Annotated in this window: 11 protein-coding genes; 7 read left to right on the top strand and 4 right to left on the bottom strand. The window is 36.2% G+C overall.

The features are described 5' to 3' along the window. Positions 1-84: 84 nt before the first annotated feature. From QM491_RS03945 to porX, 6 genes are all read left to right on the top strand, one after another. Positions 85-321: an acyl carrier protein gene (locus tag QM491_RS03945; RefSeq protein WP_095160293.1), complete on the top strand. Its 237-nt coding sequence runs from the start codon at positions 85-87 to the stop codon at positions 319-321. 321 nt (positions 322-642) lie between these two features. Next, positions 643-1,890, top strand: coding sequence for a beta-ketoacyl-ACP synthase II (gene fabF / locus QM491_RS03940; protein WP_283325937.1), 1,248 nt, complete (start codon positions 643-645; stop codon positions 1,888-1,890). 85 nt (positions 1,891-1,975) lie between these two features. Continuing rightward, positions 1,976-2,707: a ribonuclease III gene (gene rnc, locus QM491_RS03935; protein WP_283325936.1), complete on the top strand. Its 732-nt coding sequence runs from the start codon at positions 1,976-1,978 to the stop codon at positions 2,705-2,707. Positions 2,708-3,066: 359 nt separating this feature from the next. Then, positions 3,067-4,224: a DUF8457 domain-containing protein gene (locus QM491_RS03930; protein WP_283325935.1), complete on the top strand. Its 1,158-nt coding sequence runs from the start codon at positions 3,067-3,069 to the stop codon at positions 4,222-4,224. A 111-nt stretch (positions 4,225-4,335) separates the two neighbouring features. Further along, a complete protein-coding gene (locus QM491_RS03925) occupies positions 4,336-6,357 on the top strand; it encodes a helix-hairpin-helix domain-containing protein (RefSeq protein ID WP_283325934.1) in 2,022 nt (673 codons plus the stop codon). 295 nt (positions 6,358-6,652) lie between these two features. Continuing rightward, a complete protein-coding gene (porX, locus tag QM491_RS03920; RefSeq protein WP_283325933.1) occupies positions 6,653-8,218 on the top strand; it encodes a T9SS response regulator signal transducer PorX in 1,566 nt (521 codons plus the stop codon). A 321-nt stretch (positions 8,219-8,539) separates the two neighbouring features. Here the strand turns inward: porX and QM491_RS03915 are convergent, their stop codons facing one another. Next, complete coding sequence (locus tag QM491_RS03915; RefSeq protein ID WP_283325932.1) at positions 8,540-9,220, bottom strand: cell division ATP-binding protein FtsE; 681 nt, start codon at positions 9,218-9,220, stop codon at positions 8,540-8,542. 155 nt (positions 9,221-9,375) lie between these two features. Continuing rightward, positions 9,376-10,032 (bottom strand): fructose-6-phosphate aldolase, encoded by a 657-nt coding sequence (gene fsa, locus QM491_RS03910; RefSeq protein ID WP_283325931.1) that lies wholly within the window; start codon positions 10,030-10,032, stop codon positions 9,376-9,378. 386 nt (positions 10,033-10,418) lie between these two features. On the opposite strand from fsa, the gene QM491_RS03905 reads away from it, so the two are divergent. After that, complete coding sequence (locus QM491_RS03905; protein WP_283325930.1) at positions 10,419-11,147, top strand: tetratricopeptide repeat protein; 729 nt, start codon at positions 10,419-10,421, stop codon at positions 11,145-11,147. An 81-nt stretch (positions 11,148-11,228) separates the two neighbouring features. On the opposite strand, the gene QM491_RS03900 is transcribed toward QM491_RS03905, so the two are convergent. Together QM491_RS03900 and QM491_RS03895 are read right to left on the bottom strand one after the other, a co-directional pair. Beyond that, positions 11,229-13,115: a hypothetical protein gene (locus tag QM491_RS03900; protein ID WP_283325929.1), complete on the bottom strand. Its 1,887-nt coding sequence runs from the start codon at positions 13,113-13,115 to the stop codon at positions 11,229-11,231. A 175-nt stretch (positions 13,116-13,290) separates the two neighbouring features. Then, entirely contained in the window at positions 13,291-15,258 is a 1,968-nt protein-coding gene (locus tag QM491_RS03895) for a hypothetical protein (protein ID WP_283325928.1), read from the bottom strand. Between the last annotated feature and the right edge of the window lie 77 nt (positions 15,259-15,335).

The following is a 15,335-nucleotide window of genomic DNA, read 5'->3' as shown; positions in this document are numbered from 1 at the left end:
AATATCTGTTAGAAATATTTTTTGACAATCTAATTTTTAATCATCATCTTTGCACCGTTTTTCTAACCAAAAATCGTTCTAAAAATGGCAGAAATTGCAGAAAAAGTAAAAGGCATTATCGTCGAGAAATTAGGCGTTGACGCAGCAGAAGTAACTCCAGAAGCTTCATTCACAAACGATTTGGGTGCTGACTCTTTGGATACAGTAGAATTGATTATGGAATTCGAAAAAGAATTCAACGTAACAATTCCAGATGACCAAGCTGAAAACATCCAAACAGTTGGTCACGCTATTGCATATCTTGAAGAACATGCTAAGTAATTGACTTTTCAGTATGTGCTAATTTGAGAGTGGTTCAGTGGCTTTGCCCTAAATCATTGTTCAGGTTAGCACATTTTTATTTGAAAGGTGTAATTAAGTACCATCTCCAAACCTTTTATCAATCAAGTTGTCTGCGAGATTTTATAACTTAATTCATATATTTCTTCATTTGATTTATAAAATCATCTATATTTGAAATTCGAGTGAACAAGGCTACTGAAAATTTATCTCTCTCAAGATTCTTTTTTCAGGGTGATTTTGCACCAATAGCGCCTAAAAATATCTTCACTTTTAATAGAACTTGAAACTCAACTTCGCTACATGAGCTTTAAACGAGTAGTAGTTACTGGCATAGGAGCGTTGACTCCTATCGGAAACACAGCACCAGAGTATTGGGAAGGTCTCAAAAATGGTGTTAGTGGTAGTGATTATATCACTAAATTTGATGCTGAGAAGTTTCGTACTCGCTTTGCTTGCGAGATTAAAAATTTTGATGTTAACAACTTTATTCCGCGTCAAGAAGCACGTAAAATGGATGCTTTTGCTCAGTATGCAATTGTCGCATCTGACGAAGCTATCAAAGATTCGGGCTTAGACTTAGAAAAAGTTGATAAAAATAAAATTGGAGTTATTTGGGGCTCTGGTATAGGTGGTCTTCGCACTTTTGAAGATGAATGCTTCAATTTTGCGAAAGGTGACGGTACGCCAAAGTTTAACCCATTCTTCATTCCTAAAATGATTGCTGACTCTGCTTCAGGAGTTATCTCTATTCGTCATGGTTTCCGTGGTGTAAACTACGTAACTGTTTCTGCTTGTTCGTCAGCAAACAACGCTATTATCGATGCTTTCAATTACATCCGCTTGGGTCGTTTGAAGGCTTGTGTTACTGGTGGTTCTGAAGCGCCAGTGACTATTGCTTCTGTAGGTGGTTTTACAGCCTTGCGTGCAATGTCTGAGCGTAACGATGATCCTAAAACGGCATCTCGCCCTTATGATAAAGACCGTGATGGTTTTGTAGTAGGCGAAGGTTCAGGAGCATTGATTTTGGAAGAATATGAGCACGCTGTTGCTCGTGGAGCCAAAATCTACGCTGAAATGATTGGTGGAGGTTTCTCTTCAGATGCTTACCACATCACAGCTCCACACCCAGAAGGTTATGGTGCTTTGTTGTCGATGCAAGACGCATTAGACGATGCGAAGATCAAGCCAGAAGAAGTTGATTATATCAATACCCATGGTACATCAACACCACTTGGCGATCCTCAAGAATTGAAAGCTATTGTAGAATTATTTGGCGAGCATGCCTATAACTTGAACATTAGCTCAACTAAGTCGATGACTGGTCACTTGTTGGGTGGTGCTGGAGCAGTTGAAGCAGTAGCTTCTATTTTGGCTATGCAACATCAAATTGTTCCTCCAACGATTAACCACGTTACAGAAGATCCAACAGTTGATAATCGTTTGAACCTTACCTTAAACCAAGCACAATCACGTAAGATTGATGTGGTTTTGAGTAATGGCTTTGGATTCGGTGGACATAATGCCACAGTTATTTTTAGAAAAATCTAATCTGAATAATATTGCAAACTTTCGTTGTGAAGTTCTTGCTTAATGATACAACGAAAGTTTGCAAGTTTGATTTTGTTTCGAATATATGTTGTCACCCATTTTAGAATTCTTTTCCAGCGACCCGAAAGACAAAAAGCTGAAGAAAGCTGTAGAACATATCATTGGTCAGAAGCCTTCCAATATTATGCTGTACAGATTGGCATTTATGCACTCATCAGTGTCGAAGGAAACGGTGGCAAAGGGATACAAAGAATCGAACGAACGCCTCGAATTTTTGGGAGACTCGGTGCTAGGGATGATAACAGCAGAATATCTTTTCAAAAAATTCCCATTTAAAGATGAAGGTTTTTTGACTGAGATTCGTTCTAGAATGGTAAGCCGTGAATCCTTAAATGTAGTTGCTCGTAAGATTGGACTTGATAAGCTCGTTGAATATGACGGAAATCGTCGAACAGTCTTGGCTCGTACATCAATGTATGGCGATGCGCTCGAAGCCTTAATTGGTGCGATTTATCTCGATAAAGGTTTTCAATTTACCCGAAAGTTTATTGTGAAGTCTATTCTTACCCAACATTTCGATATAGATACTGTTGTGTCCAATAACCCTAACTTCAAATCTCTTGTGATTGAATGGGCGCAACGTGAAGGTAAGCAAATTAGATTTGATATTTCTGAAGAAGGTGCCAAGCATAACAAAGAATTTACCGCTACAATTTATGTTGACGATGATTTTTTTGCCGTAGGTCAGGGATATTCAAAGAAAAAAGCAGAACAAACTGCCGCAATGAAGGCTTGCGAAAAACTAGAGATTAGTTAATAAACCCAAGGGTTCCCCTAAACGGCCTAAGCACGAGTTTTCCTGCTTAGGCCGTTTTTGTCATATCCCATTTTATCTCTACCGATAAACGCACTTTTCTGTATATTATCCAATTGGTCAATATTCGAAGAATACAATTTTGACTTTCTTCTCGAATGAAAGTCTAGGAAAGCTGTAATTTGAAAAATTTCACCGTGAGTAGCATGGAATTATTTCTTTTATTCATCAATCAGAATAATCTTTGGTGTAATATTTGCGTTCTTAGTGGTAGTTAAAATACTTTTCACGGGAAGATTTCTTTTTTATCCTTTTACTTTCGTACATTCATAACCAGAAGTTTCAACCCAAACCGTAAAAATATGAAGTTAGACTTTCAGGCAATAGAACGATACGCTAAACAGTATGCTGCCAAAGTTTGTGACGACTTTTTTAATAGAAATAATACAATTTCAGGTCAACAAATTATGAAGCTGAGCAACGTTGCTCAGGTGAACACATTTGTGATTGGAGATTTGTACGAAACTTGGAAATCTAACACAGAATCTTTCAAAAGCCCTTATTTTAACTTTGAAAATGAAGAGGTAAAGGCCGCTTTACAGGCTTATATGAATACAGTATCTCATCACATTTCGGTAGATCGAGAACACTTTGAGCCATTGTTGGTTAATGCCGTAAAAAATACCATTGGTCTGTTATTAGACCCAAGCAAATATTTTGATGACTTTGTTCGTGAATCACCCGAATTTACACTAACAAAAGATCGTATCGTAACCTTGGCTAAATATACCAAGATTAACAGTGTATTTGCAAAAGGACTAAAAGATAAAATAGCTGATGAAAACCATGTGTATGTAACTACTGCACTAAGTTGGTTGAATGAGTTGGCAAATCATCACGAGTTCGAAAGTCCAGATAAATATTTGGAAATGCTTAATGCAACATTAGCATTTAAGCGTGATGAGTTTTATAAGAAAATTGCTACAGTGGTAGCTCCTAGTGCAGCTAGTCCACGATTGACACAGTCGTTTTTTGATGTTGAACATGACGAAGAAATTGAACCTGAGGTAGATACACAAACTGCACCAGAGGAAGAGGATCACGAACCTTTGCCAACAGTAGCTGCTATTCAAGCACAAATTGACAAAGAAGGTACTCCAGCAGATATTCGTATTCCATCAAAATTGAATGATGCCTTTACCGATGAACTACCAACAGTAAATGATTTGCTGAGAAAAGAGGTAATCAGTCAGGGTACGCCATTATCAGATTTGGCATTTAATCGTCAAATTAAAAGTATTGCAGATGCTATCAGTTTGAATCAAAAGTTTATTTTTATTGGTAAATTATTTGAAGGTGATGTTAATGCTTATTCTAAAGCAATAGAAGATTTGGATAGGTGTACTAGCTATTTAGAAGCAAAAAATATAATGAATAAAGTATTGGCGCCCAAGTTTAATTGGGTGATGGCTGCTGAAGAAGCTAATGACTTTTTAGAAATAGTCGGCCGTAAATTTTAAAGTTTGTATAAGCGAGATTTTCTCGCTTTTTTTTTGACTAAAATTGTATATTTGTTTTAGAAAACTACTCCCAAAGGCCTATTGAAGGGTCTGAATATAAGAGTCTACACCATGAAAAAAATCTTATTATTAATTTTATTAGGCATTATTATGCCTAATTTACAAGCACAGGTATCCAATGATGATATTTTGGGTACTTCGACTGAAGGAGTTTCTGAGGAAACTTTTGAAAATTGGCTTCAAATACAATCTCATCCCATTGACATCAATCGTGTTGATTATGAGTCCTTGTCGGGACTCGCTATTTTGTCGACGGCTCAACTAAAGGCTTTTTTTGATTATCGAAAAAACTTTGGGCCTTTTATGTCTATTTATGAGTTGCAATCTGTTCCAGAATTAAGTCTAGAAATACTGAAAAAACTAGCACCATTTATTACTTGTGAACAGGAAATTAATACGCTTGGGCGAGATTTGAAATTAGCTAAAAGTTGGCTTTTGATACGCTTTAGTCAAACTTTGGAAGAAAAAAAAGGCTTCAGTCCTCCTACCAAGGCTTCTACCGTTCGCTATGCCGATAGTCCAGTCAAAAGTTTACTACGTTACAAGTATGCACATCCTAAAAATTTGAGCATAGGTTTTACAGTAGAAAAAGATGAAGGAGAAAATAACTGGACTGATTTTACGTCATTTCATTTACAAATACAAAATAAAGGTATTCTGAAAAATCTTATTATAGGCGATTATCAACTTCAAATGGGACAAGGATTAGCCACAGGTGGTGGGTTTAGTTTAGGAAAAAGTGCCGAAACGATATTATTTACCCGTAAGCCTACCTTGGGAGGCCGCCCATATACATCCACGCTTGAATCAGGCTTTTTTAGAGGTATTTTGAGTAACTTTCAATGGCGAAAATGGCAAGGTGTCGGTTTTATTTCTCGTGTCGTAAGAGATGCCAATCAACTAGAGCCAGACTCCCTTAACGTGGTGAGTGTATCCTCACTCCAAACCTCTGGTTTTCATAGAACTGCTTCAGAACTGGCTGACAAGAATGTACTACTCGAAACAAACTTTGGCGCTGGAATTAGTTACCAATCTGAGTTTTCACGAGTAGGAGCAATGTTACTTCATACCGACTTTGATAAGTCAATACTAAAGGCAAATAAGACGTATAATCAATATGAGTTCGCTGGTACACAAAATATTTTACTGAGTTTTTACTATAATTATACTCTATCATTTGCTCAAGTTTTTGGTGAGGTAACTACTTCAAACAGTGGAGGGTATGGTACTGTATTGGGAGCAATTGGTAGTATCAATCGCCATTGGGATATGTCATTGCTATTTCGAAAGTTTACACCTGATTTTCACTCTTTTTATGGTAATGCTTTTTCTGAAAATACTCGAAATATTAACGAAACAGGGATTTATTGGGGAATAAAATATATGCCAAGTCGTCGCTGGCAATGGACTACTTATATCGATTATTTTTATTTTCCATGGTATAAGTATTTAGTAGATAAGCCTCAGACACAAGGTTTTGAAACCCTAGTTAAACTAAACTATCAACTTTCAAAAGTATCACGAATTTCGGGACAATTAAGATTAGAAAATAAAGAAGAAAATTTTAGTTGGAAAGAAAGTTATCTCGAAAATAATAAAACCAAAACTCGAACGATTACCGAAGTAACTTCACGCTATAGATGGACTTTTAACGGATATTTTACCAATAAACTCCTCAATGGTATTTCTATACAATCTCGAATTTCAGGAAGCGCTTTTCGGTTTAAAGGACAAATTGCTACTTATGGTTGGGCTGTATCTCAAGATGCCAAATGGAGTAAAGGAGCGTGGTCTCTGGCATCACGAATAGCTTATTTCTCTACTCAGGATTACGATAATCGGCAATATACCTATGAGCAAGATGTACAATATGCTTTTTCATTCCCAGCCTATTATGGACGAGGTTGGCGTTATTACAGTGTTTTGTCTTATGATATAAATAAAAACCTAACATTTTGGCTAAGATGGTCAAGAACTGACTATATTAACCAAGAAACCGTCGGAAGTGGTCTTGATGAAATACCCGTTCCACATCGAAGTGATGTGAAGGCGCAAATAAGATGGGTGTTTTAGGGATTTGAAGATTTGGAAATTTGAAAATGTGATTTAATAGTGTACGAAAGATACTAAAAGTTATCAATTTCGGATTTCTTATGTTGTATTTCGGAAGTGTACCCCACTTTTTACATGATATTTTATAAAAAACAGAAGAGTTTTAATTTATTTCCAAAATTAGTCTATCATCATAAATATTTTCAGGTTATACGTTAAAAAAAGTTAAAAACCTTTTATACAATTAGTATGGGGCAACAATAAACTTTTGCTTGCCGTTACTATCTTTATAGAAACAATCCTAGAGACGAAAAATATGCAATACCAAATACTTTGGGCAGACGATGAAATCGACTTGTTGAAGCCCTACATCATGTTTTTACAGAGCAAAGGTTATGATGTTACACCTGTGAACTCAGGTGCCGATGCACTGGAAGAGGTAGAGAAAGGAAAATTTGATGTAGTTTTTCTTGATGAAAATATGCCTGGAATGACTGGTTTGGAGGTTTTGCCACAAATCAAGCAGATGAAGCCTAATTTGCCCGTAATCATGATTACCAAATCTGAAGAGGAGCATATCATGGAAGAGGCTATTGGTTCAAAAATCGCCGATTATCTGATTAAGCCTCTCAATCCTAATCAAATTTTACTCTCGGTAAAGAAGATTCTTGATAAAAAACGTTTGGAAGAAGAAAAAACCAATATTTCTTATCAACAAGAATTCCGCCAATTGGCAATGCAATACCAAGACCGCATCAACCATGAAGAATGGGCAGAAATTTATAAGAAATTGTTATTCTGGGAGCTAGAAATCGACCGTACTGAGAATAAATCAATGGCGGAGGTTTTAAATATGCAGAAGTCTGAAGCTAACTCAAATTTTTCAAGATTTATTGAAGAAAACTACGAAGATTGGCTAAACGACCCTCGTGCTGACAAACCTTTGATGTCGCACCAATTGATGCGCAAAAAAGTATTTCCATTGGTAAATGAAAGTTCGCCTTTGTTTTTCTTGTTGATTGATAACCTACGTTACGACCAATGGAAAATCTTGGAAGGACTTATTCAGGATTACTTCACCGTAGAAGAGGAGAGCTCATACTACTCTATTCTTCCTACAACTACAGCCTATGCTCGTAATGCTATTTTTGCAGGAATGATGCCTTCCGAAATCGAAAAGCAATATCCAAAGCACTGGGTACAAGACCTTGGCGACAGTGAGGATGAAGAAGGCTTTAACCAACATGAGGAGTTTTTCTTGCAAGAGCAAATCCGTAAGAGCCGCCTAACTTACAAAACATCATACAATAAGATTATCCACAATAACCAAGGGAAATCATTAGTCGATAACTTTAATCGTTTAATGCAAAATAACTTGAATGTGATTGTGTATAACTTTGTGGATATGCTTTCGCACGCACGTACTGACATGGCCATGATTAAGGAATTAGCACCAGATGAGTCGGGCTATCGTAGTATTACAGCGAGCTGGTTTACACACTCGCCATTATTTGATTTAGTGAAAAAGATTTCTGAGAAAAAAGGTCGCTTGATTATTACAACTGACCACGGTATGATTCGTGTGCAAAATCCTGTAAAAATTGTTGGTGATCGCTCGGTAAATACCAACTTGAGATATAAGCAAGGTAAAAACTTGAACTGGGATTCTGATGACCATGTATTGATTTGTCGTAAACCAGAAAGATTTTTCTTACCTAAAATCAACGTTTCAACAACGTATGTGTTTACCATGGAAGACTATTTCTTTGCGTATCCAAACAACTATAATCACTACGTGAGTCATTATCGAAATACCTTCCAGCATGGAGGTGTTTCGTTGGAAGAATGTATTATTCCATTTGTGTATTTAACAGCAAAATAAGTAGGGCGATGTTATCAGTTTTTAGTATATCCCTTATTTGTTGGCAGACTTGATTAGCAGATACGTTTGTATTGAAATCTTTTCGGCTACTTAGTTGAGGTGATATCAAAAACATGAGTCATCCCTGATTTTAATATTTAAGTTATTGCCCAAAGTTTATCAAAAAAGGCGTTCGAAATTAGCTTTTCGGACGCCTTTTTTGATACTATATTTCAAAAAAAACTTTTAGACGTAAAGCATTACGTTTATACTAGTAAAATTCATATTAAAAATAATCGCTCATTCATTCAATCTCAATTCACACAATGAAGGATGACATGACTACAAATCATCGGATTTTACATATCCATTATCACATTTCAGGATACGAGCAGGAAACTGGCGAATCATATCAAAGTCGTGAGTAGCCATCAAAATAGCAGTACCTGCTTTATTAATATCTTTGAAAAGTTGCAAAATCTGAGCCGAAACCTCAGGGTCGAGATTACCTGTTGGTTCATCGGCAAACAAAATTTGTGGCTCATTCAACAAGGCTCTCGAAATCACAACACGTTGTTGCTCTCCACCCGAAAGCTGATGAGGCATTTTATCTTTGGCAGAAGCCAAACCGACCTGCATTAATACTTCAGCGATACGAGCTTTCATTTTGGCTCGGTCTGTCCAACCAGTTGCTTCCAATACCCACATCAAATTTTCGTTCACATTGCGATCCATGAACAATTGAAAATCTTGGAATACTACTCCAATTTTACGACGTAAAAAGGGGCGATCCGACAATTTAATTTTTTCAATCTGATAGCCAGCAACTTTAGCAGAGCCTTGTTGTAGCCATAAATCTGCATATAGTGTTTTAAGAAGAGAGCTTTTTCCACTACCCGTGCGACCAATTAAAAAGACAAATTCACCTTTATTGATTGTAAAATTCACATCGTTCAAAACGATTCTGTCATTCTGATAGATAAAAGCATTCTGTAAGGATACTACAGGTTCTGCGTTGAACATAAACGAGTTGATTTGGTTTGTTTTTCAAATATACAAAAAAGCCTTTTTGGTTGGTTTATTTGTACGAGCTTATCTGGTATATAGTCAGATAAAACAAAAAGGATAGACCGTAGCCTATCCTTTTTGAAAGTATAAAATCAAAATGCTTTCAAATATTAAGCATTTGTTTTAGCGTGGTCTGACAAGAATTTCTCCAAACCAATATCTGTCAATGGGTGTTTCAACAACGCAGTGATAGCAGACAATGGACCAGTCATTACATCAGCACCGATTTCAGCACATCTGATGATATGAATAGGGTGACGTACCGATGCCGCAAGGATTTCAGTATCGAAACCATAGTTATCATAGATAGTACGGATTTGTTCGATAAGCTCGATACCATCAAAAGAGATGTCATCCAAACGACCGATAAATGGAGATACATAAGAAGCCCCAGCTTTAGCAGCCAATAAAGCTTGACCTGCTGAGAAAATCAAAGTACAGTTCGTTTTGATACCTTTTTCTGAAAAATAACGAAGTGCTTTCACCCCGTCTTTAATCATTGGGATTTTCACAACGATTTTATCATCCAATTCAGCTAATTCTTCGCCTTCACGAATCATACCTTCGAAATCTGTCGCAATAACTTCTGCCGAAACATCACCGTCTACGATTTCGCAGATAGCTTTGTAGTGCTTCAACACGTTGTTTTTGCCACTGATACCTTCTTTGGCCATCAATGAAGGGTTGGTAGTTACACCATCTAATACGCCTAAATCCTGTGCTTCTTGGATTTCTTTGAGATTGGCTGTGTCAATAAAAAACTTCATAGCTGTTTTTGATTATGATTATTTGGCTACCCTCTGATAGGAGAGTAAGGGATAAAGCTTTCCGAATACAAAATTATAAAAAGCTGGCAAGAAAAGAAGGAATATTTTTGATTTATATATAACAGTATAGAACAGTTGTGGAGATTACTTTAGGAAAGGGCAAAAAAAATGGCAAATTCACCGCTCAACCAACCTACCCTTGCTTCGATCAAGACCTGGGGGATTCGGAGGGAGCTGGTAATTTGCCAGTGCAAATATGGCAGGTTTTGTTGTTTTTTCAAAACCTAGGTGGCAAATTTGTTGAAAATTTTCTGTCAAAAACTGGGTGAAAACTGCTAAATGTTCTATTATGGTTTGATTACCAGTTTTTTAAATAACATATTACGATGAAAAAAAAAGTAATAAAAAAAATCGCTTTGTCGATGATTTTTCCTGTTTTGATGGGTTGGATGACTGCTTGTACAGGTTCGGCAGAGGCTTTTTTAGAAAAAGCAAAAGGTGAATTGCAAAAAGGAAAGGCTAAAGAAGCCATCGAATACCTCAATCAAGCCATTGATAAAGATGCCCAAAGCGCCGCTGCTTTCAATATGCGTGGTGCGGCGTATTTCGAATTAAAAGATTATACCAACGCTCTCTTGGATTATGAGCAGGCCATCAAATTAGATGCAAGTAATTACAAACCATTCTTTAACCGTGCTTCTATTAAAATGGAACAGTCCAACTGGCAGGGTGCTTATGAAGATTGTACTAAGGCAATAGAGCTTGCGCCTAAAGAAGCAGAATTGTATGTGAAAAGAGGTATTATCGAAGCAGCTTTACAGAAAGCAGACGAAGCAATTCATGATTTTGATAAGGCGCTTGAAATAGACCCTAAAGACACCAACGCATTGTATAACAGAGGAAATATCAAGTTTCAGAGTGCCGAATTAGAAGATGCCATTAAGGATTTTACTGAAGCCGTAAAAATTGACGCTCAATTTGCTAAAGCCTATTATGGTTTGGGACTAGCCTACCAAAAACTGGGTAACTCTGACGCAAGTTGCATGAATCTCAAACAGGCAAATCGCTTAGGTTATGCTGATGCGAAGACAGCTTTGGAGACCTACTGTAAATAGTAGTAAGTCAAATAGGGGACAGGCACAAGGCATCAGTGGTTTTATAGCTGATGCTTTGTGCCTGTTTGTTTTGACTACCAATTACTTTTCGGCTTTATAGTATCCTTGAAGAACATATCTATTCTTTCGATTAAATTGACTAAATGAGGGTCTGTATCCTCCAGTACCCCCTTTTGAAACAAAAGATATGACAATATTAGCTCCAAAAGCTGCGGCTTGGGCAGTATCATAGATATCTATTCTTTGGATTGTAAACATATTAATATCTCCAACATTGTCCGAGGGTATTTCCATGCCATCGAAATAATACTTCATAACGCATGTCGGGGTGCATTGCCATAGACGAGGAATGACATAAACTCTATAATATTGATTATTCCAAAAACTATTTCCCCAAAATCTTTGTGTAAGATCTATCATTACAGCGGGCTCAACTGAAAAAAGTCCCATTGGCACGGGTTTGGGGTCTCGTTTAGCTTTTATAGTAACTTCCTCTAGAAGCTTTGATTGTTGCATATTCATGCGCCTGAACTCTTCATAAGAGACGATTCTAATTTTTTCAATTTCCTCTTGTGCTTTTGGTGTTAAATATAAACGCCAGTCAAGAAGGTTTTCTGTTGGTTGAAAAGGTTCTGATATTTCTTGGTTCAATGTTAAAGGAATCTTATAGTTATAAACTTCAGCCGAGATGCTAGAAATTCCTGGGTCATAAAAGTCTAAATCAGAAAAATAAAACGTCCCGTCTTTTTCAACAGAACCGATATGAACCCCTGAAACCTTTGAAAGCGTTGAGTCTGGATATTCTAATAGGAGCAGCACTTTGACTTGATTCAAATTTACTTTTTTAGGTAAGTCTAGTTTTCCTGATACCTCAATACTTTGTTGTGGTGGGGCAAACTTGTGCGATGATTTCCAAGTTTTATAAATTTTATTTTCTGATATCAGTAATTTCCGATTAATATCTTCAACACTAGCATTACTTATGGATTCTCCTATTTCTGCGTCGAGCAATAACTCTTTTTGTAGAAAGTCGAGAAAGAGTTTATCGTTGTAGTACATACTTTGGCTAATAACTTCGCTTGATTTGTTCATCAAAGAAAAATTGATGATGCCAGCCTCCAAATCTTTTACTTCCAAGTTAATTTTAGTGGAATTCTTTTGTGGAAAAATCTTTAGCCTATTGATCATTTGTCCACGCTGATGAATTAAAAGCGTTAAAGTGTCTTTGAAAGTATGGGTATCTTGCACCCTAATTCTCAAGGTATTGGTAGAGTCCTCTTTATCAATAAGTAGCTGCGAACCTTCAACTATGGCTTGAGGAAAGCTTAGTGTTTTAGTGCCTACCTTTAATTGGAATTGGTCATGTAAAGAGGGATTCAATTCTATTATGCCAACTCCCAATTGATTTGTTTGGCTCACCAGAATTGTATCGTTCGCGCTATTGACAAGATAAGTAGTAGCCTTGATAGGATTACCAAAATTATCTTTTACCTCGAAAGGGACTCGATTCCAGACTTTAGCAATAGGTTGTTGATAGAATTTGATAATCGTATCGACTTTTATTTTGACCATTTCTTTGTCGTAATACAGCCCCAATACATCAAACTTCAGAAAGGGAATGGTAAAATTTTTGGACCAGTTGGTATATGCCCTAACACCATATACGCCCGTGAGGAGATTGACATCAATTTTATAGTCAAATTGAGCTTTTCCATCTTTGAGCTTTAAAATCCATTTTTTGAGAATTGTCCCGGAATTAGGTTCGATGAAATCTACATACAGAGGAACGCTCATCGTAGAAGGGTTTAAATTACTAGCGTCAAATACGGAGGCTGAAAAATGGAGTGTTTCGCCAGCAACATAAGTTCTTTTATCTACTTTGATCAGGACTTTTTCGGGTGGAAAATTTTTGTATTCAACTTTTTCTTGGGCAATAGAGATGGTAGATGTTAGTATAAATACCAACATGAAAATACATTTTTTCATAGTAAAACTAGGGTAAAATAAATTGGAAAATTTGGGTATTTAAGATAGTTTAGGTTTACTTAATAGGTGAATAATACAACTTCTAGACTATTCACCTATTAAGTTTAAAAGATACTCGCTTTTTGATTTCAAGTAATTTCAGGAAAAGCCAAATTCTTTAATCCTTAATCAGCTCAGGGACTTTTGTATAACCTTGTACGATAAACTTGTTTTGTTTGTTCCTTTCTGAAAATGAGGTAGTTGCTACAGGTTGAGATCCATCCCTAGATTTGAAAGCTACTACGATGTGCGCACCATAAATAGAGGCTTCATATCCATCATAAATATCCATACGTGCAATATGTCCCATGGGTAGAGTAGTTTGGTCGAGCATATCTGGACCAATTTCGAATCCATCTAGAAAATACTTAATAATTAAATTGGGCATATATTTAGCAGCTCTTGGTCCTATGAATTGCTTATAGTAATTACCCATAAAATTCTGTCCTAAAAAGCGTTTCTGAATATCAATCGATTGTGTTGGTTCTCTCGAAAAGAGATTCATATCATATTTTTTAGTATTTGCTTTGCCTTTTACAATCACTTCTTTCAACTCCTTAGATTTCTCAATATCGGCTTTCTGAATTTTCTCAAAAGTTTCCTTTTGTGCTATCCTTATTTCTTCTTTAACTTTTGGAGCTTTAAATAATCTCCAATCTATTGCTAGTGCTTCGATTTGGATTGGAGCAATATCGTCATCATCAATTTTAAATGGAATTGATTCTTTTTGATTTTGAACAGATACAGTAGCTGTTGCTTTATTATAAAAATCTAGATTATGAAAAGTAAATAACCCTTTTTCGTCTATTTCTGCAAAATGAATCCCAGAAGTGAAGGATGCAGGAATATCGTTACTTTCTAAAAGCATGGTAACACTGAGGTTTTGAGGATTGATTTTAGAGTTGACTGTCAACTTGCCTTTCAGTTCAATGTTATCTTGTGGAAAATATTGATATTGTTTGTTTTTGTCTAACTGGTAAAGCTTATTTTCAAGTGTGAGAAGCTGAAGATTGATGTCATCAGTAGATAAATGGCTCAACTTACTGCCAGTTTCTGTGTCTAGTAACCATTTCTTCCTTGTTGAGTCAATGGCAGGTTGTACTAAGTAAAACATCTTTTGACAAAGAACATCCATTTTAGTATTAACGAGTGAAAAGTTGATAATTCCTGGCGCTAGGCTTTTCGTATTAAAGTCTATTCTAGTAGAGTTTTTCTGAGAAAATACAGTCAGTTGACTGATGATTTTTCCTTGTTGATGAATGAGCAACAGCAACGTGTCTTTAATAGGTTTGACATTTTGTACCCTAATTTTTAGCAAATCACTTTCTGGTATTTTATCAATCAGTAGAGTATTGCCATTAGCTACTATAGATGGTAATGGTAGGATTTTATTACCTAATTTAAGTTGATAGATATCTTGAAGTGATGGTTGAAATTCCATTATTCCAATCCCTTGTTTATTGGTGTGAAAGGCAATAAGGGTATCTTTTTGATTACTCACAAGCCATGCTTTTTCTTCGATGGGGTTGCCAAAGCTATCTTTTGCCTCAAATACGATTCTGTTCCAAGTTTGGGCAATAGGTTGATCAAAAAAATGAATATTGGTATCTATTTTGGTCGTAGAAATATCTTTTTCGTAGTTGATATTCAATATGGTGAGGTTTTGCTGTGGAATGAAAAAATTTCTAGACCAATTAGTATAAACTCTAACTGTGTAAATACCTGAGGCTAATTTAGCGTCTGTTTTAAGGGTTTGTTTTACTTGACCATCCTTAATTTTAAATATCCATCTGTCTACTAAAGTGCCTGTTTGTGGATAAACCAAATCAATATACAATGGAACACTTAGTGAGGAGGCTTGAAGGGTTACAGCATCAAAAATCGTTGCTGTTAGTTGAATATCTTCGCCAGCTATGTAGGCACTTTTGTTGAGCTGGAATAAGATTTTTTCAGGTCTCAGTACGATAGAAGTTGAGTCATTTTGGGCAATAGACCAATTTTGACAAACAGAAATGAATGATAAAATAACGCAGAATTTGACGAGTTTGCGCATTTTAGAACGTGTTTGTAGAATAAGAGTTTTCATCAGTTATTAGGTTTTAAATGTTAATATCGAACTATTAAAGAGTCTAGAGAAAATATTGTATAGTGCTTGAAACCAGT

It is taken from the genome of Flectobacillus longus, assembly GCF_030056705.1.
Taxonomy (GTDB): domain Bacteria; phylum Bacteroidota; class Bacteroidia; order Cytophagales; family Spirosomataceae; genus Flectobacillus; species Flectobacillus longus.
The sequence above is the reverse complement of the archived record's forward strand: the minus strand, read 5'-3'. Positions and strand labels throughout refer to the sequence as shown.